Origin of the sequence: Klebsiella sp. OBRC7 (genome assembly GCF_000293135.1) — a bacterium.
Classification (GTDB): domain Bacteria; phylum Pseudomonadota; class Gammaproteobacteria; order Enterobacterales; family Enterobacteriaceae; genus Klebsiella; species Klebsiella michiganensis.
In genome coordinates this window covers 1-18,932 of the sequence record NZ_ALNJ01000151.1, presented here as the reverse complement: position 1 = coordinate 18,932, position 18,932 = coordinate 1, and the positions used below count along the sequence as shown (strand labels likewise).

Annotated in this window: 17 protein-coding genes and 1 tRNA gene; 6 read left to right on the top strand and 12 right to left on the bottom strand. The window is 52.7% G+C overall.

The annotated features are described in order from the left end of the window. Positions 1–25: 25 nt before the first annotated feature. Positions 26–1,228 (bottom strand): NupC/NupG family nucleoside CNT transporter, encoded by a 1,203-nt coding sequence (locus tag HMPREF1144_RS29320; protein ID WP_009654907.1) that lies wholly within the window; start codon positions 1,226–1,228, stop codon positions 26–28. Between the two features lie 346 nt (positions 1,229–1,574). Here HMPREF1144_RS29320 and HMPREF1144_RS29315 point away from each other — a divergent pair, with 346 nt between their 5' ends. Then, complete coding sequence (locus HMPREF1144_RS29315; protein WP_004852949.1) at positions 1,575–2,810, top strand: Nramp family divalent metal transporter; 1,236 nt, start codon at positions 1,575–1,577, stop codon at positions 2,808–2,810. A 42-nt stretch (positions 2,811–2,852) separates the two neighbouring features. On the opposite strand, the gene HMPREF1144_RS29310 is transcribed toward HMPREF1144_RS29315, so the two are convergent. Next, complete coding sequence (locus HMPREF1144_RS29310) at positions 2,853–3,203, bottom strand: DUF2502 domain-containing protein (RefSeq protein ID WP_004852947.1); 351 nt, start codon at positions 3,201–3,203, stop codon at positions 2,853–2,855. A gap of 130 nt (positions 3,204–3,333) precedes the next feature. Further along, positions 3,334–4,326 (bottom strand): L-glyceraldehyde 3-phosphate reductase, encoded by a 993-nt coding sequence (mgrA, locus tag HMPREF1144_RS29305; protein ID WP_009654887.1) that lies wholly within the window; start codon positions 4,324–4,326, stop codon positions 3,334–3,336. A 175-nt stretch (positions 4,327–4,501) separates the two neighbouring features. Here mgrA and HMPREF1144_RS29300 point away from each other — a divergent pair, with 175 nt between their 5' ends. Further along, on the top strand, positions 4,502–6,163 hold the full coding sequence (locus HMPREF1144_RS29300; protein ID WP_009654891.1) for an alpha-keto acid decarboxylase family protein: 1,662 nt from the start codon (positions 4,502–4,504) through the stop codon (positions 6,161–6,163). Here HMPREF1144_RS29300 and HMPREF1144_RS29295 read toward each other — a convergent pair. Continuing rightward, a complete protein-coding gene (locus tag HMPREF1144_RS29295) occupies positions 6,160–7,395 on the bottom strand; it encodes an ion channel protein (protein ID WP_009654908.1) in 1,236 nt (411 codons plus the stop codon). The two genes, HMPREF1144_RS29300 and HMPREF1144_RS29295, sit on opposite strands and share 4 nt — an antisense overlap. 253 nt (positions 7,396–7,648) lie before the next feature. Between HMPREF1144_RS29295 and glk the strand changes: the two genes are divergently transcribed. Further along, positions 7,649–8,614, top strand: a complete 966-nt coding sequence (gene glk, locus HMPREF1144_RS29290) for a glucokinase (RefSeq protein ID WP_004852938.1) — start codon at positions 7,649–7,651, stop codon at positions 8,612–8,614. 44 nt (positions 8,615–8,658) lie between these two features. On the opposite strand, the gene HMPREF1144_RS29285 is transcribed toward glk, so the two are convergent. Beyond that, positions 8,659–9,402 carry a LytR/AlgR family response regulator transcription factor gene (locus HMPREF1144_RS29285; RefSeq protein ID WP_042928764.1) on the bottom strand — a complete coding sequence of 248 codons (744 nt, stop codon included), beginning with the start codon at positions 9,400–9,402 and terminating at the stop codon, positions 8,659–8,661. 11 nt (positions 9,403–9,413) lie between these two features. After that, complete coding sequence (locus tag HMPREF1144_RS29280; RefSeq protein ID WP_161506375.1) at positions 9,414–11,093, bottom strand: sensor histidine kinase; 1,680 nt, start codon at positions 11,091–11,093, stop codon at positions 9,414–9,416. Between the two features lie 398 nt (positions 11,094–11,491). Here HMPREF1144_RS29280 and alaC point away from each other — a divergent pair, with 398 nt between their 5' ends. Further along, positions 11,492–12,730 carry an alanine transaminase gene (alaC, locus tag HMPREF1144_RS29275; protein ID WP_009654875.1) on the top strand — a complete coding sequence of 413 codons (1,239 nt, stop codon included), beginning with the start codon at positions 11,492–11,494 and terminating at the stop codon, positions 12,728–12,730. Positions 12,731–12,773: 43 nt separating this feature from the next. Here the strand turns inward: alaC and ypdK are convergent, their stop codons facing one another. Then, positions 12,774–12,845, bottom strand: a complete 72-nt coding sequence (ypdK, locus tag HMPREF1144_RS33175) for a membrane protein YpdK (RefSeq protein WP_077777854.1) — start codon at positions 12,843–12,845, stop codon at positions 12,774–12,776. Positions 12,846–13,177: 332 nt separating this feature from the next. Beyond that, positions 13,178–14,365, bottom strand: coding sequence for a cyanate transporter (locus HMPREF1144_RS29270; RefSeq protein WP_009654878.1), 1,188 nt, complete (start codon positions 14,363–14,365; stop codon positions 13,178–13,180). Between the two features lie 166 nt (positions 14,366–14,531). On the opposite strand from HMPREF1144_RS29270, the gene cynR reads away from it, so the two are divergent. Beyond that, the gene (gene cynR, locus HMPREF1144_RS29265) at positions 14,532–15,464 is read left to right on the top strand and encodes a transcriptional regulator CynR (RefSeq protein WP_009654886.1); all 933 of its coding nucleotides are present in this window, start codon (positions 14,532–14,534) and stop codon (positions 15,462–15,464) included. A 180-nt stretch (positions 15,465–15,644) separates the two neighbouring features. Here the strand turns inward: cynR and HMPREF1144_RS29260 are convergent, their stop codons facing one another. Together HMPREF1144_RS29260 and HMPREF1144_RS29255 are read right to left on the bottom strand one after the other, a co-directional pair. Continuing rightward, positions 15,645–16,508, bottom strand: a complete 864-nt coding sequence (locus HMPREF1144_RS29260; RefSeq protein ID WP_009654899.1) for a hypothetical protein — start codon at positions 16,506–16,508, stop codon at positions 15,645–15,647. 593 nt (positions 16,509–17,101) lie between these two features. Further along, positions 17,102–17,356 (bottom strand): hypothetical protein, encoded by a 255-nt coding sequence (locus tag HMPREF1144_RS29255; RefSeq protein WP_004852922.1) that lies wholly within the window; start codon positions 17,354–17,356, stop codon positions 17,102–17,104. Between the two features lie 670 nt (positions 17,357–18,026). On the opposite strand from HMPREF1144_RS29255, the gene HMPREF1144_RS29250 reads away from it, so the two are divergent. Then, the gene (locus HMPREF1144_RS29250; RefSeq protein ID WP_009654882.1) at positions 18,027–18,362 is read left to right on the top strand and encodes a lysozyme inhibitor LprI family protein; all 336 of its coding nucleotides are present in this window, start codon (positions 18,027–18,029) and stop codon (positions 18,360–18,362) included. Between the two features lie 81 nt (positions 18,363–18,443). Here the strand turns inward: HMPREF1144_RS29250 and HMPREF1144_RS29245 are convergent. Together HMPREF1144_RS29245 and HMPREF1144_RS29240 are read right to left on the bottom strand one after the other, a co-directional pair. Next, positions 18,444–18,515, bottom strand: a tRNA-Arg gene (locus HMPREF1144_RS29245). 74 nt (positions 18,516–18,589) lie between these two features. Then, positions 18,590–18,932: formate/nitrite transporter family protein (locus tag HMPREF1144_RS29240; protein WP_009654883.1), on the bottom strand; the 343-nt coding region annotated here is incomplete at its 5' end.

Below are 18,932 nucleotides of genomic sequence, written 5' to 3'. Positions count from 1 at the left end.
CGGCTTTCGCGATACCGCTGACGAATTACAGTACCAGCGCGGCGATAGACGCAGAGAGCACGCTCACCAGCGTAGAACCGTACACCAGCTTCAGGCCGAAGCGGGAAACCACGTTACCTTGCTCTTCGTTCAGGCCTTTAATCGCGCCGGCGATGATACCGATAGAAGAGAAGTTGGCGAAGGAGACCAGGAAGATAGAGATGATGCCTTCCGCACGCGGAGAGAGCGTGGCGGCAACTTTCTGCAGATCCATCATGGCGACGAATTCGTTAGAAACCAGCTTGGTGGCCATAATACTTCCTACCTGCAGCGCTTCACCTGCCGGTACGCCCATCACCCACGCAACCGGATAGAAGATGTAGCCGAGGATCCCCTGGAAGGAGATGCTATAGCCGAACCAGCCGGTGACGGTGGCGAACAGGGCGTTCAGCGCGGAAATCAGCGCGATAAAACCAATCAGCATGGCGGCCACGATAATCGCCACTTTAAAGCCCGCCAGGATGTATTCACCCAGCATCTCGAAGAAGCTCTGCCCTTCATGCAGGTTTGACATCTGCAGATTTTCTTCGCTTTCGTCAACGCGATACGGGTTAATCAGCGACAGCACGATAAAGGTGCTGAACATGTTCAGTACCAGCGCCGCAACAACATATTTCGGCTGCAGCATGGTCATGTACGCGCCCACGATAGACATGGATACCGTAGACATCGCGGTTGCCGCCATGGTGTACATGCGGTTGCGGGACATCTTGCCAAGAATATCTTTATAGGCGATGAAGTTTTCGGACTGGCCCAGAATCAGCGAGCTGACAGCGTTAAAGGATTCCAGCTTGCCCATGCCGTTGATTTTGGACAGCACGGTACCAATCGCGCGAATGACGATAGGCAGAATACGAATATGCTGCAAAATACCAATCAGCGCAGAAATAAAGACGATCGGGCACAAAACCTTCAGGAAGAAGAACGCCAGGCCTTTGTCGTTCATGTTGCCGAAGACGAAGTTTGTCCCTTCGTTGGCGAAACCGAGGAGTTTTTCAAACATCTCAGAGAAGCCCTTCACAAAACCCAGACCAATGTCAGAGTTCAGGAAGAACCAGGCCAGCAGCACTTCAATGACAAGCAGCTGAATGACATAACGAATACGAATCTGCTTACGGTTGTGGCTGACCAACAGGGCCAGAATGGCCACCACTACGAGCGCGAGAATAAAGTGCAGGACGCGGTCCATATTTGCTCCAAATATGAGGCAGGTTAAATTTCTGTGCACATTCTATGTAACAAGCGCAAAGAAAACGAGAGCCAGCACACACTATTGCAAGGATATGTGACTAATGGCAAAAATAGTGATCAACCATGCATTTTTGTTATGTTACGTAAAGGTTTTAAAAGTTGCTCGGTTGTACTATTCTGGTGATTAATTAAAAGCGTTTATCAGTTCCCCGGTTTTCCGTTGCCAACCCGCTATCGTTCTCTCCTATCACAGCAATCATTATCATCGCTACAAATGAACTTGATAATCATTCGCATTTTGATAGCATGAAACATAGCAAAGGCTATATTTCCAGAGGCAGAAAATGACCAACAGTCGCGTTGAGAATAGCAGCGGTCGCGCAGCGCGCAAGATTAAGCTCGCCCTGATGGGGCCTGCGTTCATTGCTGCCATTGGCTATATCGATCCGGGTAACTTCGCCACCAACATTCAGGCCGGCGCCAGCTTTGGCTACCAGCTGCTGTGGGTGGTGGTATGGGCTAACCTGATGGCGATGCTGATTCAGGTGATGTCGGCGAAGCTGGGCATCGCCACCGGTAAAAATCTGGCGGAGCAAATTCGCGACCACTACCCGCGTCCTGTGGTTTGGTTCTACTGGGTGCAGGCCGAAATTATCGCTATGGCGACCGATCTTGCCGAGTTTATTGGCGCGGCTATCGGATTTAAGCTGGTGCTCGGCGTGTCATTGCTTCAGGGCGCTGTATTAACCGGAATTGCGACGTTCCTGATTCTGATGCTGCAGCGTCGCGGTCAAAAGCCGCTGGAAAAAGTGATAGGCGGGCTGCTGCTGTTTGTCGCCGCAGCGTATGTCGTTGAGCTTATCTTCTCCCGGCCCGCGCTGGCACCGCTGGCGAAAGGGATGATCGTGCCTTCACTGCCGACCAGCGAAGCGGTGTTTCTTGCCGCCGGGGTATTGGGGGCGACCATCATGCCGCATGTTATCTACTTACACTCATCGCTCACTCAGCACCTGCACGGGGGGACGCGCAAAGAGCGCTATAACGCCACGCGCTGGGATGTCGCCATCGCCATGACCATCGCGGGTTTTGTTAACCTGGCTATGATGGCGACCGCCGCCGCCGCCTTCCACTTTAACGGCCACACCGGGATTGCCGACCTCGATCAGGCCTATCTGACGCTGGAGCCCTTACTGAGCCACGCGGCAGCTACCATCTTTGGTCTGAGCCTGATAGCGGCGGGTTTATCCTCCACGGTTGTGGGAACCCTGGCAGGGCAGGTGGTAATGCAGGGCTTTATCCGCTTCCATATCCCGCTGTGGTTTCGCCGGGCAATCACCATGCTGCCGTCGTTTATCGTCATTTTAATGGGGCTGGATCCCACGCGTATTCTGGTGATGAGCCAGGTATTACTGAGTTTTGGTATCGCCCTCGCCCTGGTGCCGCTACTGATATTCACCAGCGATTCCCGGTTAATGGGCGACCTGGTCAATTCACGGTGGGTAAAACTGCTGGGGTGGGGGATTGTTGCGGTCGTTGTGCTACTTAACGGCTGGCTGATTATTGGAACGATATTCAGTTAAGCGTGACGATGAAAAAGGGAGCCGAATGGCTCCCTTTTGCGATCAATGATGCCCGTGGCCATGTCCGCGTCCGCCGCCTGGCCCACGCCCCCAGCCGCCGCGTCGGTCATCGCGATCATTCCAGCCTTCGCGATAGCCGCGTTCGTAGGCTTTGCCTTTATCCCAGCCGCGATGCCAGCCGTTGTCGTGACGGCGCCAGCGGTTATCGCGCCACTCATAGTGTCGACGCCAGTAATCACGGTCGCGCCAGCCGCCACCGTCCCAGTAGTTACCGTAATTGTCGCGATCGCCAATTTGTAATTTTATTGATGGCAACAGGGTGATTTCACCAGCGTTAGCGACCAATGGCGCTGAAGCCAGAAGCACTGCAGCCAAAATCAGTGACCTGAACATACTCTTCTCCTTCACGATCGGGGCCGTTGTCGGCCTGTTAACCTGATATTACGGGGCGGTAAAGCCCCGCCGCATCGGAGGAACTCCTAAATCGCAAGTGAGAGCACTTTTTGCTAAAGTAACAATGAATTTACACCGCAAGGATCGCGTCAATGGTGGCCCGTTCTTCGGCGCTGAAATGGCGGTTTTCCAGCATGCCAACCGCATCGTCGAGCTGCGAAGTTTTACTTGCGCCAATCAGTACCGACGTCACTTTCTCATCGCGCAGTACCCAGGCCAGCGCCATCTGTGAGAGCTTCTGTCCGCGGGATTCGGCCAGCGTATTCAGCTGACGAATCTTTTCCAGTTTGCTTTCAGTAAGCTGCTCCGGTTGCAGGAACCGGCTGCCGCTGGCGGCGCGGGAGTCCGCCGGGATACCGTGCAGGTAGCGGTTGGTGAGCTGGCCGCCCGCAAGCGGTGAAAACGCTATACTTCCCACCCCCGCGCTCTGCAGGAAATCGAGTAACCCCTCCTCGACCCAGCGTTCAAACATCGAATATTTGGGCTGATGAATCAGACACGGCGTGCCGAGATCGTTAAGGATATTGACGGCTTCCCGGGCCTGTTCGAGCGGATAATTCGATAATCCGACGTAGAGCGCTTTCCCCTGGCGGACGATGTGGTCCAGCGCGCGCATGGTTTCCCGCAGCGGCGTTTCGGGATCGGGGCGGTGATGGTAGAAGATGTCGACATAGTCGAGACCCATTCGCTTAAGGCTCTGGTCGAGGCTGGCAATCAGGTACTTGCGCGATCCCCAGTCGCCATAGGGGCCGTCCCACATGGTGTAACCGGCTTTACTGGAGATAATCAGTTCATCGCGATAGGGCAAAAAATCCTCTTTCATGATGCGGCCAAAATGACTCTCCGCCGAACCCGGCGGTGGCCCATAGTTGTTGGCTAAATCGAAATGAGTCATGCCGAGATCGAATGCGTGACGCAGAAGCTGGCGGCTGGTTTCCACCAGCGTTTCGTCGCCAAAATTGTGCCAAAGCCCAAGAGAAATCGCCGGTAGCTTTAGTCCGCTATAACCGCAGCGGCGGTACTCCATCGTTTGATATCGCGTGGCGTTTGCCTGGTAAACCATACTTCCTCCGCAGATAAAACAGGGTGTGTATACGTTTACACTAAAGAATGTTTGCCGCGGAGTACACACCCTGAAGGCGTAAATTTTGCTTTCCACCGCCATTGTTGAGCGCAATCTGGACAGCGCACCTGCTTATTCAATACTCAACTTACCTGCACGAGAGGAGAGTAAGGATATGCAACCGACTTATACCATTGGCGATTATCTGCTGGATCGTCTCGTAGATTGCGGCATAGACCGCTTGTTTGGCGTACCGGGTGATTACAATTTACAGTTTCTCGACAGCGTTATCGCGCAGCAGAGCTTAGGATGGGTAGGCTGTGCTAACGAGCTAAACGCCGCCTATGCCGCTGATGGCTATGCGCGTATTAAGGGCGCGGGCGCGCTGTTGACCACCTATGGCGTCGGTGAACTGAGCGCGCTCAACGGCGTTGCCGGGAGCTACGCTGAGCATGTGCCGGTCCTGCATATCGTCGGCGCTCCCTGTACCGGCGCACAGCAGCGCGGCGAGCTGCTGCACCATACGCTTGGCGACGGTGATTTCAGCCACTTTTCGCGTATGAGTGAACATATTACCTGCTCTCAGGCGGTGCTGGCGGCGGGAAATGCCTGTCATGAAATAGACCGGGTACTGAGTGAAATGCTGACCCAGCATCGCCCTGGTTATCTCATGCTGCCGGCTGATGTGGCCAAAGCAAAGGCCACCCCGCCAGCTCACCGCTTGCTTATTCACACGCTGCCCGCCGACGAGAACCAGCTGGCGGGGTTCCGCGAGCACGCCGAGCGGATGCTCAGAAGCAGCCGTCGCGTATCGCTGCTGGCGGATTTCCTCGCCCAGCGCTATGGACTACAAAACGCTCTGCGCGAGTGGGTGGCGAAGGTGCCGGTTGCTTACGCCACGATGCTGATGGGCAAAGGGCTTTTTGATGAGCAGCAGCCCGGGTTCGTCGGGACTTATAGTGGGATAGCCAGCGCAGAGGATACCCGCGATGCCATTGAAAGCGCGGATACCATTATCTGCGTCGGCACGCGTTTTACCGATACTATTACCGCTGGCTTCACCCACCACCTTCCGCAGGAAAAAACGATAGAAGTCCAGCCCTTCGCCGTTCGGGTTGGCGATCGCTGGTTTAGCCGGATACCGATGGAAAAGGCGCTCAATGTCTTGATCGAACTCTCTGCCAGCCTGGCGGCAGAATGGCATGCGCCAAATGTTCAGGCGCCGGGCGTCAGGGGCGCGCCAGAGGGGGGCCTGACGCAGAAAAACTTCTGGAGTACGGTGCAGAAACAGCTGCGCCCGGGAGATATTATCCTTGCCGATCAGGGGACGGCCGCTTTTGGCGCCGCCGCGCTTAAGCTGCCCGCTGAGGCAACGCTGATTGTCCAGCCGCTATGGGGATCGATAGGTTTTACCCTTCCGGCAGCTTACGGGGCGCAAATCGCGGCAGCGGACAGAAGGGTGGTGCTGATTGTTGGCGATGGCGCTGCGCAGTTAACTATTCAGGAGCTGGGGTCGATGCTCAGAGACAAGCAGCGCCCGCTGATCCTGTTGCTCAATAACGAAGGCTATACGGTCGAGCGCGCGATTCACGGCCCCGAGCAGCGCTATAACGATATTGCGCTCTGGGACTGGAATCGCCTGCCTGACGCTTTTGCGCCCGATGTCCCTTCCCGATGCTGGCGAGTGACGCGCACCCACGAACTGCAGGAAGCGATGAATAGCAGCGTCGCCTCAGACAGGTTGACGCTGGTGGAGGTGATGCTGCCAAAAATGGATATTCCCGACTTTCTGCGCACGGTCACTCAGGCGCTGGAAGAGAGAAACAGCCGGGCTTAATCTCCATGCTTCCTGGCAATCATCAAGGGTTTACCGGCCAGCAGCAGCCAGGCCGGAAGCATGACGATACACAGCAGCGGAAGCAGCGTGGAATCGGGCACCACGACCGCTGCCATAAACAGACTCAACCAGCCATCACGCGTCACTACCAGCGTCAGTCCGAGGATGGCGCAGGAAACGGTGATGGCTGCCGGCACGGCATCCACGTGTGCGTGAAGCATCAGGCCTAGCGCGACGCCGACGAACACCGCCGGAAAAATTCGACCGCCGCGAAAACCACAGGCGGCCGCCAGCACCAGCGCCGCCAGCTTCACCATAGCAATAAGCATGTAATCGCTGGCGGTTAACGTCTGGCTGAAGGCTAATTGCTGCATTTCATCCAGGCCTTTAAACAGCGTAATATGCCCGCCGACGACGCCCAGGATCCCCAATAAAAATCCGCCAATACCGAGGGTTAAGATCGGATTTTTCAGCCGCTGCATCAGCGCGTGTAGGCGCGGTAAGCACCAAACGCCAACCATGCCGACGGCAATAGCAATCAGCGTCACGATAGCCCCGCTAAAGATATCGACAAGCTGCCATCGCTCGTAGTGCGCAATTGGTAACGAAAAGTTGGGGTGGAAAAACAGCCCGGTGGTCAGAGAACCCGCCGCCGCGGCAAGTAAGGGGGCGAAGAGTCGGTCCCAAAGCGGGACATCGTTACTGCTGTTCAGCGTTTGCGAAAAGATCAGCGCCGCGGCAACTGGCGTGCCAAATAGCGCCCCGATGGTGCCGGAGGACGCCAGGATCGTCCAGTCCAGCGCGCTGACTCGCGGGAAAAGACGGGAGCCAAGCGCCACCGTGAGGGCGATATTAACCACCATGATAGGATGTTCCGGCCCCAGGCTAACGCCGCCCGCCAGGCCGACGATCAGCGCAGCGATCAGGCCGGGCAGAGCGCCGGGACTCACCGGTGCGCCAATGAGTGACTCAGTGGCCGGATCGGGTCCGGCGTGACCAGGACTAAAACGCACGACCAGACCCACGGCGATGCCGGTGCCGGTGAGGATAGCTATCGTCCAGAAAGGGCCGCTGGCGTTCATACCCAGCAATCCAGGCAGACTACTCCAGAGAATATTCTGCAGCATGGCTGCCGTTTTCATCGCCACAATCAAGACCAGGCTGGCAGCAATACCAATCACGATTGCGGGTATCGATAACAACAGCATCGTTCTGGCGCGCGGGTGCAGCATGAAAATATCCTTCTGAAGGTTTCGACGCACTACTTTGCCCAGGCGCGTTAAGGCCGTTGGCGCAAATGGTGCTGAAACGATAAAGTAAAGAGCTGGCCTGACGATCGGCCGCACAATAATTTCATAAATTACAGCCTAACTGTGACGTAGGTCGCTAAACAAAGGGCGCTTATGCGTTGGTCGTTGTTGTTAGGACGTCATGAATTTAGAGTGTGCCAAAGAATCATTTTGACTTTAGCGGAGCCGTAACGGAATGACAAAATTTGCTTTAGTAGGGGACGTTGGCGGAACGAATGCTCGTCTGGCGTTATGCGATCTGGCAAGCGGGGAGATCTCCCGTGCTAAGACCTATTCCGGGCTCGATTATCCCAGTCTTGAAGCCGTTGTTCAGGTCTATCTGGAAGAGCATAACGTCCAGGTAGAAGACGGCTGTATTGCCATCGCCTGTCCGATTACCGGCGACTGGGTGGCGATGACCAACCACACCTGGGCATTTTCTATCGCTGAGATGAAAAAGAACCTGGGTTTCTCGCATCTGGAAATCATTAACGATTTTACCGCGGTATCGATGGCGATCCCCATGCTAAAAGCTGAACATCTGATTCAGTTTGGCGGCGCGGAACCGGTGGAAGGCAAGCCGATTGCCGTCTACGGTGCCGGTACCGGGCTGGGCGTTGCTCATCTGGTACATGTTGATAAGCGCTGGGTGAGCCTGCCGGGTGAGGGCGGCCATGTGGATTTCGCCCCCAATAGCGAAGAGGAAGGCATTATTCTTGAAGAGCTGCGCAGCGAGCTGGGGCACGTCTCCGCTGAACGCGTCTTATCTGGACCGGGGTTGGTTAATCTTTACCATGCGATCGTGAAGTCTGACGGGCGTCTACCGGAAAATCTTCAGCCTAAAGATGTGACCGAACGCGCGCTGGCCGATACCTGCATCGATTGCCGCCGCGCGCTGTCGCTGTTTTGCGTCATTATGGGCCGATTTGGCGGTAACCTGGCGCTGACCCTCGGCACCTTTGGCGGCGTGTATATTGCTGGCGGTATCGTGCCGCGCTTCCTTGAATTCTTCAAAGCCTCCGGCTTTCGCGGCGGTTTTGAAGATAAAGGCCGATTTAAAGCCTTCGTCCAGGATATTCCGGTCTATCTGATTGTCCACGACAATCCGGGACTGCTGGGCTCCGGCGCGCACCTGCGTCAGACTCTGGGGCAGATTCTGTAAGCCCCGTCCCTTACCCGAATAAAATGATTATTCGGGTAAATCCTCTACAGATGCATGAGCTGGCGAAACTCTTTCACCTTGCTGCGGCTTACCGGAACCTGAAACTCAAGGTCGCGTAGCCGCAGAATATAGGTGTTGTTGAACCAGGGTTCGATTTCGCGAATTTTGTTCAGGTTGACGCAGTACGAGCGGTGACAGCGGAAAAAGTGCGCCGGCGGTAGCTTGTTGCAGAACTCCGTGATATTCATCGGCATCACGAAGGACTCCTTCCGGGTATAAACGAACGTCATCTTTTCATGCGCTTCCGCGTAGTAAATATCGTGGATGCTGGTGACGATAATCCGTTCATCTTTAACCAGATTAATCGTGTCGTTTTCCCTGGGTGGATTGGCCGCTGCCCCGCTACCGGCGCTGACCTGCTGCTGTTGCTGCCAGGCGCCGGTCAGCTTTTGCAGCATGTTGATAATGCGCGATTCCTGGTAGGGCTTGAGAATATAATCAAACGCCTCCAGCTCAAAGGCTTCCACCGCATGCTCTTTCCACGCGGTAATAAAAACGATAAAGGGCTTATGCGCGAACTGGCTGATGTTTTGCGCCAGCAGTACGCCATCCAGAGATGGAATGTTGATATCGAGAAAAATGGCGTCGACTTTGTTGTGCTGTAAAAACTTCAGCACATCCAGACCGTCGTCAAAGGTGCCGACAATCTCCATTTCGCTATGGGTGTTAATCAACCAGGTGAGCTCTTGCTGCGCGAGGAACTCATCTTCCACAATGATGACCTTCATTTTATCTCCGCTCATGACAGCAGCGACTCCGTAGCCACCTGGGGCGCGTGTTGGGTTGGCACATAGAAGGCAATTTCGGTCCCTGGCGTCAGACGTCGGATATGCAGTCCTTCCCCGTACAGTAGCTTGACCCGGTGATGAACATTGAGCAAACCGATTTTATTTCCCGGCATTTCGTCAGCCTCTACCCTCGCTACCACCGCAGGATCGATACCGTTTCCCGTATCGCGAACGCTAATTCGTACCCGATTCCCGCACTCATTGATGCCAATGGTCACCACGCCTTTTCCTTTGCAGGGCTGAATCCCGTGGACGATAGCATTCTCCACCAGAGGCTGAATTAGCAGGCTGGGGATCATAAAGCTGACTTCATCATCAATATCATAAATCACCGTCAGCTTGTCGCCGAAGCGAGCCTGTTCAATCGCGATATAATCCTTGATTTGATACAGCTCCCTTTTGATATCTATCTGTTCATCATCTTTTAATTCAATGTTGTAGCGTAAATAGCGCGACAAATTAAAAATTAACTGGCGCGCGGTGTCCGGATTCATGCGAATCGACGATGAAATGGCGTTCAGCGCATTAAATAGAAAATGGGGATTGATTTTGCTTTGCAGCGCCCGCAGCTCGGCTTTATTGGCCATTTCACGCAGCTGTTCAGCGCGGGACACCTCCAGCTGCGTAGAGATGATTTGCGACAGGCCTACCGCCATTTCCTGCAATGAAGAGGTGATGCGGTGCGCGTGGCAGTAATAGATTTTTAGCGTACCGGTGACGACGCCTTTTTCCCACAGAGGAATGACCAGCATAGAGTGTATTTCCGGCGTCCGATGAGCCTCATCATTGTTTTTAATAATGATTTTTCCATAGCGGATCGCCTGTTGCGTCGTTGGGCTAATAAAGTCATCGTTATCGCGGTAGTTGATTTCCCCGACGCCGACGTAGGCCATCACGTGTTGGGTATTGGTAATCGCGACGGCATCGGCACTGATATCGCGGCGGATAATGTCGCATACCTGACGCAGGGACTCGCTGTTGACGTGGCGAAATAGCGGAAGCGTTTTGTTGGCGATGTCGAGCGCCAGTTTTGCCTGACGGGCGGCGCTGGCTTCCTTTTCCCCCTCAACGCTCTGCACCAGCAAAACGATAAAGCCGATACATACGCTGCCAAGGATCATCGGAATACCAATCTTAGACACGATGTCTATCCCCAGCGCGAATGAAGGCGCCCACACGATCACGAGAATCATTGTTAAGGTTTCGCATAGCATCCCGGCGAGGATCCCCGCTTTCCAGCGCTGGGCTTTCGGCACTTTACGACCAATAAAACCAGAGAGCAGACCGGCGACAATGCTGGTAATAAAGCAGGGGACGGCGGTGACGCCATCAATATCAATCAGGTAGCGATGTACGCCGGCGATCGCGCCGACAATAGCCCCAACCCACGGGCCGAACAGGATCCCGCCGGACATGACCGCGATAATACGCACGTTGACCAGCGATCCCTCGACCGGTACGCCTGACCAGGTGCTAAAGAGGGCAAAGAGAGAGAAGATCGCGGTGACGGCCAGCAATTCTTTAGGGGTGTGCGCGGATTTATGCAGAAGTTCACGAAACAGGCGCAGGCGAATGAGGAAAAAGAGACAAATCAGCATTAATGCCGCGCGGTCAAAAACCGCCAGCAGCATAGTAAATATTTCGTGCATGTGTGCGCCGTGTTAATCGCGAGAAAGCAACATGATAGAAAACCTCGCGGCAGAAGGCCAGCTGAAGGCATGAATAGGGAAAAGTCTTACAAATAAAAGGGGATTAATAACAAACACCCGCGATTCAATAGCGTCTACGGATGAGCAAGCATTTAAGTAAAATTAAAGATATCAGCATGTTAATTTTAATGGGCCAGGTGAGGAGGGGAAAGAACGTTGCTGCCGTATTTAGACGTACTGATGCCCGTTTTTATCGCCAGAAATTATTTTTCTCTACCCCTCTCGACAGCAGGAAAATTTTCGGGTTATTTTCTAAACGTGCTGCACATGCAGCAGCGTCGCTCGGACGGTCCGGGCGCTAACGTTAATCCGAGGAATCTATGGCTGAATTCAGTCCTGAACGCCGTTTTACGCGTATCGATCGTCTCCCCCCGTACGTTTTTAATATCACTGCTGAACTAAAAATGGCTGCGCGACGCCGCGGCGAAGATATTATTGATTTCAGCATGGGTAACCCCGATGGCGCCACTCCGCCGCATATCGTTGAGAAACTTTGCACCGTTGCCCAGCGTCCCGATACCCACGGCTATTCTACTTCCCGCGGCATCCCGCGCCTGCGTCGGGCGATTTCTCGTTGGTATCAAGAGCGCTATAACGTTGAGATCGATCCGGAATCAGAAGCGATAGTCACCATTGGTTCAAAAGAGGGGCTGGCGCATCTGATGCTGGCGACGCTCGACCATGGCGATACCGTACTGGTGCCAAACCCCAGCTATCCCATCCATATTTATGGTGCGGTGATTGCCGGAGCCCAGGTACGTTCGGTACCTCTGGTCGAAGGCGTGGATTTCTTCAACGAGCTTGAGCGCGCGATTCGTGAGAGTTACCCGAAGCCGAAAATGATGATCCTCGGTTTCCCTTCCAATCCGACCGCACAGTGCGTCGAACTGGAGTTCTTTGAGAAAGTCGTGGCGCTGGCGAAGCGTTATGACGTGCTGGTGGTGCACGATCTGGCCTATGCCGATATTGTTTACGATGGCTGGAAAGCGCCCTCTATCATGCAGGTCCCCGGCGCGCGCGATGTCGCCGTCGAATTCTTTACGCTCTCTAAAAGCTATAATATGGCGGGCTGGCGTATCGGCTTCATGGTCGGTAACAAAACGTTGGTTAATGCGCTGGCGCGCATTAAAAGCTATCACGATTACGGCACTTTCACCCCTCTACAGGTTGCGGCGATTGCCGCGCTTGAAGGCGATCAGCAGTGCGTTCGCGACATTGCCGAACAGTATAAACGTCGTCGCGATGTGCTGGTGAAAGGGCTGCATGAGGCCGGATGGATGGTGGAATGTCCGAAGGCGTCAATGTATGTCTGGGCGAAGATCCCAGAGCAGTATGCGGCGATGGGCTCACTGGAGTTTGCTAAAAAGCTGCTGCAGGATGCAAAAGTCTGCGTTTCCCCGGGCATTGGCTTTGGGGACTATGGCGATACCCATGTACGCTTCGCGTTAATTGAGAACCGCGATCGTATCCGCCAGGCGGTGCGCGGTATTAAATCAATGTTCCGTGCCGACGGACTGCTTCCCGCGTCGGCTAAGTTGACCAGCGAAAGCCACGAATAAAAAAAAGGAGCCGAGAGGCTCCTTTTTTTTAACACCGTTAAAGCTAGATCATCAGGGCGAAAGTACCGGCCCAAACGATGACCATAAAAGAAATGCCCATTAAGAAATATTTCACGACTCATCACTCCGCGCTCTCGGCGAGACGCCTTAAATGAATTTTCTCTTCATTGCCTGCTCAGCTATCGCTCAAGAAAACGACGCTTTTTCAGCGGGCGGTAGCTGTAAATTCTGAGCGTAAACGGCTCCAGATGGCGCTAATGTACGCCTAAAAAATGAGGGAAACAAGATCCATTTTTTTATTAATTTTTAGTTACTTACGAGTGTCGTGATTCGGCGACACATTAATTTCATTCGGTATTAAATTTAATTCTGGCGACGGCCATTAACAACAGTTTTTGTACTGATATAGTTGTTTGATTTTGTGCTTTTTTCTGCCCTCAAGCGGATTTAGCGAGCGGCTGAATCCTGATGTTGCCACTCTTGCGGGTAGCGTGCGGGGGCAAAACGCAGCGTTATGGCCATTAAGGCCAGGATGCAGGCGGCGTGAAGCATCCAGTCGAGCTGGTAATTGCCGCTTAAACTCCGCAGCAGTCCCGACAGCCAGGGGGAAAGCCCGGCGACAATAAAGCCTACTCCCTGCATAAACGCGACCAGTCGGCCCGCAATGGCGGGGTGCCTGGCATGATCGAGCGCCAGGACCAGACACAGCGGAAATGCGCCGCCAAGCCCAATACCGCAGCAGATGGCCCAGACAAGCGGTACCTGCTGCGGTAGCCAGATAAAACCGCAGAAGCCGACAAGCTGTAAGGCCAATGCCAGCATCAGAAGCGTTCGTCGATCCTCATGTCTGGCCAGGATGGGCAGCAGGAGCGCTCCGCCGGTCTGGCCGATGGTCATTAACGCCAGCAGGGTACCGCTGAACTGCGCGCTGTAGCCCGACTGCATATAGTAAGGCGGCAGCCAGGCAATCAGGCTGGCATAGCCGCCGTTAATCAAACCAAAATAGAGGCTAAGCGTCCACGCGCGACGATGGCGAAAAAGTGTGACCCGGGTTGTTGATGGCGTCCGGGCGGGTAACGTTCGGCTTAGCGGCCACCAGCAGACGAGCGCGGCGGCGGCGGGTAACGCCCACCACGCAAGCGCGTGATACCAGATAGCGCTATGCTGCGCCAGCCACGGCGTGAATCCCGCGCCCAGGCCGCCGCCGCCCATCAGCGCCGCGGACCAGAGCCCCATCACTTGCGGCGTCCGGCGATGAAAAAGACGTTTTATCACTGCGGGAATGAGCGCCTGAATAATACCAATGCCGATTCCGCCAAGGAGCGCGCTGCTGAGTAATAGCGCGCTCTGCGGTGCCAGTTCGCGAAGTAAAGCCCCGGCGACGATCGTTAACAGGCTGAGGGAGATACTTTGACGCTCGCTGAAATGACGGTTAATCCAGCCGCCGGCCAGCGCCAGCAGACCCATAGCGATCACCGGTAGCGCGGTGAGCAGAGAGGCAAGCGTGAAGCTCATGCCGCTTGCCTGCTGGATCTGCGGAAGGAGCGGTCCAACAGAGGTCAGCAGCGGACGCATATTGATACCGATAAGCACCAGTACCAGCAGCATCGTGCCATTACGTTGCGTCAGGTTCATCGTTGAGTGGCCGGCGTTTGTTTCGCAGTGGGGAAGGTCTTGAGGCAGTTCATGCCGATCACCTGTGGCGTTTGTTAAAGAATCGCGAGCAGAGTACGTAACTTATTTCATAAGTTAAAATACTTAATTATGATTGAGTTCATTTGAATTTCTTATGGATGAATTCATGTTGCCGCGACACCTTAACTACTTCATTGCCGTTGCTGAATACGGCGGCTTTACGCGAGCGGCAGCCATCCTGCATGTTTCACAGCCGGCTTTGTCACAGCAGATTCGACAGCTGGAAGAGACTCTGGGAGTACGGCTTTTTGATCGCAGCGGGCGCAACACTTGCCTGACGGACGCCGGCAAGGTCTGGTTGATTTATGCGCGCCGGGCTTTACGGGAACTGGCCGAGGGGCAGCGTGCGCTCCATGATGTTGACGATTTGCAGCGCGGCACCTTACGTGTGGCGATGATGCCAACCTTTACCCATTATTTTATCGGGCCGCTGGTGGCTTCCTTTTATCAACGTTACCCGAATATAACGCTGGATATACAAGAGCTGGCGCAGGATCGAATGGAGACTCTGCTGCTCAATGATGAGCTGGATATCGGTATGGCTTTCGACGGTAGCGATTCGCGGGATATTGTGTCTCAGCCGCTGCTCCCTGAAACCCTGGCGCTGGTAGTTGGCCGCTCTCATCCTCTGGCGGCGGCCCGCCGTGTGGCGCTGACGGCGCTCAATCAGGCGTCACTGATTCTGCTAAGCAGGGCTTTTGCTACTCGCAAACAAATCGATCGCGATTGCCGACAGCATGGTATTCAACCGAAAGTGCAGATGGAGGCCAACTCGATTAGCGCAGTGCTGACCGTGGTTGAACGCACGTCGCTGGCAACCTTGCTTCCTGCTGCCATTGTTCAGGGGCGTGACGATTTAACCGCGATCGAACTCACTCCCTCATTGCTGGAAAGAATCGCGTGTTTGATACAGCGAAAGGGGGCCTGGCAAAGCGCCGCAGCCCGAGAGTTTATATTAATGGCACATCAGGCTGCGTCAATATTGAGCGCAGGGCAGGGGGGGCTGGAATCGACTGGCGGAGATTCGACGTCACGTTGATTCGCTGTATATGAAGTGTTTCATAAACCGCAGGAGCGTTTGTATAGAACGACTGTATTATAAAGTCCGTTTTATACCTGAATTCACATTGAAATAGATTTCACATTTACTACTGCATTGTGCGCTACTGTATCCATGCGCTGAAATAATTCATTCTGATATAATTAAATTAAAGAAGTATCATTCGAATGTATATTCTGACGTCGGAAGATTAATGCTGCCGTAACTGGAAACCACGCCTTCAGACCTGAGTTTATCCATAGCTCTATTAAATAGTTTATTTTTTTTGTTGTCAGTCGCGTTAAGCATGTTATCGCCAAAATGTGGATTGGATTGAATGATGTGATTGATAAATTCAATGAGCAACTTATTTTGCATAATCGTTGAGGGCGTCGCCATATCTTGCTCCTCAGGTAAATGTAAGGCTTTTTCAGAAAGTTCGAGAGGGCGACTGCTGATGGTATGTTCATAAATTTTCTCAATCGCCTGACTCGTGATGTAAAGCTTACTCTGCGTGATGGTTGGTCTCTCATCCTCGTCGGGTATGAAGTGACAGAAGAGGACATTGGTGGCCGGTGATATGATGCTTATCCTCTCCTCGGTAATCATGCCATCAGGCGTTTCTAAGATCTCCATTAAATTTCTTGTGTGGCAGTACCATAGCCCGGAGACGGAAACCCGGAGTTTCAGCTGGGTAATCGGCATACCATATTGGGCTTCCTGATTTGCTTCACTATCATTAAATTTAAAAATTTTGTTAATTATTGAATGCCGTGACCACGATCTTTCGTTGATGCTCAATTCATCAATATTGGGTGCGTTAAGAAAATAGAGATTATTACTGCTCTGGTCATGTTGGAACACGCCCTTTAAAGTCCCGTTAGTTTTACCCATTTTTATACAAAGGTTTATCGCACCTATATCATGCCAATGAAGCAGATCTTCTATTTCACAATTCAACAATTTTTTGGCGCGAGAGATAGAACAATATTCCAGCGGGGGAAGGTTGTTTAGTTTCCATATGTTTCTTTCTTTTCTTTCCATGATCTATATCATCTTATGAAAAATTGGGCAGTTGTGGTTTTCTTAAAATGACCGCTATCGACGTTGCGAAGATTGTGATTCATACAAGACTTTTATCAAAACAAATGTTTTATATCAAACTTTGATATTGGCGTGTCATGTTGAATCTGGTCATAATATTATCTCTAATGCATCTTATCAGCTTTCCTGTAATAATTAAATGTATCGCGGCTAAAAAGATCTGCAGCACTCATTATCCTTGTGAAGAATTAATGAGTTTTAATTATTTTGTGGGTGAATTAAATTCTGGGTGATTATGTGAAATTGCTAATAATACGGGAGGGTGATATTGAGTCAAAAATCTGATGATTCATCGAGTGTGGAACCTGCTTGAAAATCCTCGGATAGCCGATGCGGCTGGTGAATAGACAGAAGAGGGATCGCCATGGGTCAGGCCTGTATCGTGTCACTGCTTGTTTTGATGCGGGATCGTGTGTAAAGAATCCTGCCAAATATGCCATATGCAAAACAGGATTTTCCCTGCGGGAATCAAGCTGGCGTACGGTGGAGCATATTTTTGAAAGTACGGTGGGGTATACCCCACCGTACTGTTTTTATTTTTTCACGGCGTTTTTAGCGGCAGTTTTTGCGTTGTCGCAGGCTGCCTGGTTTTTAGCACAGGCGTCTTTGGCGGCTTTTGCCTCTTTCTGCGCATCCGCTTTCGCCGTGGACTTTGCCTGGGCGCACTGCGTCGCGTTATTCTGGCAGGCTGATTTCGCCTTTGAAACGACCTGACCATTTGCCGCGCTGGCAGCGCCACAAGCCATAAGCGCACAGATACCCAGTGCCATTGCGAGTTTTTTCATCATATCTATCCGTATAACCAACTTAGGTAAGGCAACAGGCTGTCCGCAAGTCCTGCACAGAACCCGATTTTTGTCGCAGACATCCTGCCGCAATATGAAGCGGATGGCTGAAAAGATAGCCTTTCATCCGCCATAAATCGCCGGACGCGCTGCTTTTAAACAACACTGATACTGAAAGAACAGCAGTTCAGCGCATCCGGCAGCGGGAAGAATACTTGACGGTGGGGATTAATCTAGCGGCATTGTTTTGCGAATCGTAACGCAAGGAAACAATCAACAATGATAACTACCGTGAATGATAGCGTTTAATTTATTACATTGATTTTAAATGAGTTTATATTTATTGATGGGACGTCAGGCCAGGCATAAATATGAAAATCGCTGCGCGAGAAAAATATACCCCCTCGCTGGCAAGCAATGCCGCGACCCGCGCTGATGCAATTATGACCAATAATTCAGCCAGGCTGTAGGGTGCATCAGCGTCGGGGAAAAACATATTGCGGAAGGCGCGCGGTTCATTCAATGGGAGCCTTAAGGTGGATTAACTATAATTATCAACAGCACGCATAGATCAGAGCGTCAGTGTGTCAAAAGCTTACGCTGGGCTTCGTAGCGAGGGCCACTCGTTATACACGGGTAGCACAAATGGCGGGAGTATAGAAATGGAGCGCATATGAAGATAAGAGAAGTATTGATGACTATTGCTGTGTTGTATCCGATAGCGGGGTACTCCGCGAGTTTTGATTGTCAGAATGCGACGCAGGCGGATGAAAAGGCTATCTGCGCTAACCGGAGCCTGAACGATATGGATGTGGTGATGGCGACGAAGTATGCGTTTCTGCTGGGGCTTTTTCCAATGGGGACGCGTGGCGAGATGATGGATGCACAAAAAACATGGCTCTATAGCCGGCACAAATGCGGCAGCGACAGCCGTTGTTTGACGAAATCATATGAAGACCGGTTACAGCAACTTGATAAGATCTATGCAGGTATCGATAAACCTCTGTGATTCATCTGCTACGGGGCTGGCGTTTTTCTGCGGTGGTGATGGTTAAACGAATGCTGTGAACGGAGGTGAACGACTCAAAAGTGTCCCCTGCAGGAATCGAACCTGCAACTAGCCCTTAGGAGGGGCTCGTTATATCCATTTAACTAAGGGGACGAAGCGCCGGGATTATAGCGTTATTTTCGGCGCTCGTTAAGCTTGTACAGGCCAACTGCTTAATCTATAGCCATTTAGCGCCTTTTTGCCTCCTCGGCTGCACGAGCTTTCTTCTCGTGACTCATGTCATTGCGAATCTGGGCATGGCTTAATAAAGCGAAAATAAAGGTCCCGCCGCATATGTTGCCGGCAAGCGTTGGCAGAGCAAAAGGCCAGATAAATTCCTGCCACGATAGCGTCCCATTAAATACCAGGTAGAAAATCTCGACGCTGCCAACCACAATATGCGTGGTGTCAGCGAGGGCGATAAGCCAGGTCATCAGAATGATGACGACAATCTTTGCAGAACCTGCGGCAGGAAACATCCACACCATAGTGGCGACCAGCCAACCGGAAATAATCGCATTGGCAAACATC

Excerpts from the sequence above, each read along its gene's own strand:
- HMPREF1144_RS29320 (WP_009654907.1), bottom strand. The coding sequence starts at position 1,228 with ATGGACCGCGTCCTGCACTTTATTCTCGCGCTCGTAGTGGTGGCCATT.
- HMPREF1144_RS29315 (WP_004852949.1), top strand. The coding sequence starts at position 1,575 with ATGACCAACAGTCGCGTTGAGAATAGCAGCGGTCGCGCAGCGCGCAAG.
- HMPREF1144_RS29310 (WP_004852947.1), bottom strand. The coding sequence starts at position 3,203 with ATGTTCAGGTCACTGATTTTGGCTGCAGTGCTTCTGGCTTCAGCGCCA.
- mgrA (WP_009654887.1), bottom strand. The coding sequence starts at position 4,326 with ATGGTTTACCAGGCAAACGCCACGCGATATCAAACGATGGAGTACCGC.
- HMPREF1144_RS29300 (WP_009654891.1), top strand. The coding sequence starts at position 4,502 with ATGCAACCGACTTATACCATTGGCGATTATCTGCTGGATCGTCTCGTA.
- HMPREF1144_RS29295 (WP_009654908.1), bottom strand. The coding sequence starts at position 7,395 with ATGCTGCACCCGCGCGCCAGAACGATGCTGTTGTTATCGATACCCGCA.
- glk (WP_004852938.1), top strand. The coding sequence starts at position 7,649 with ATGACAAAATTTGCTTTAGTAGGGGACGTTGGCGGAACGAATGCTCGT.
- HMPREF1144_RS29285 (WP_042928764.1), bottom strand. The coding sequence starts at position 9,402 with ATGAAGGTCATCATTGTGGAAGATGAGTTCCTCGCGCAGCAAGAGCTC.
- HMPREF1144_RS29280 (WP_161506375.1), bottom strand. The coding sequence starts at position 11,093 with ATGCTGCTGGCGGTTTTTGACCGCGCGGCATTAATGCTGATTTGTCTC.
- alaC (WP_009654875.1), top strand. The coding sequence starts at position 11,492 with ATGGCTGAATTCAGTCCTGAACGCCGTTTTACGCGTATCGATCGTCTC.
- HMPREF1144_RS29270 (WP_009654878.1), bottom strand. The coding sequence starts at position 14,365 with ATGAACCTGACGCAACGTAATGGCACGATGCTGCTGGTACTGGTGCTT.
- cynR (WP_009654886.1), top strand. The coding sequence starts at position 14,532 with ATGTTGCCGCGACACCTTAACTACTTCATTGCCGTTGCTGAATACGGC.
- HMPREF1144_RS29260 (WP_009654899.1), bottom strand. The coding sequence starts at position 16,508 with ATGGAAAGAAAAGAAAGAAACATATGGAAACTAAACAACCTTCCCCCG.
- HMPREF1144_RS29255 (WP_004852922.1), bottom strand. The coding sequence starts at position 17,356 with ATGATGAAAAAACTCGCAATGGCACTGGGTATCTGTGCGCTTATGGCT.
- HMPREF1144_RS29250 (WP_009654882.1), top strand. The coding sequence starts at position 18,027 with ATGAAGATAAGAGAAGTATTGATGACTATTGCTGTGTTGTATCCGATA.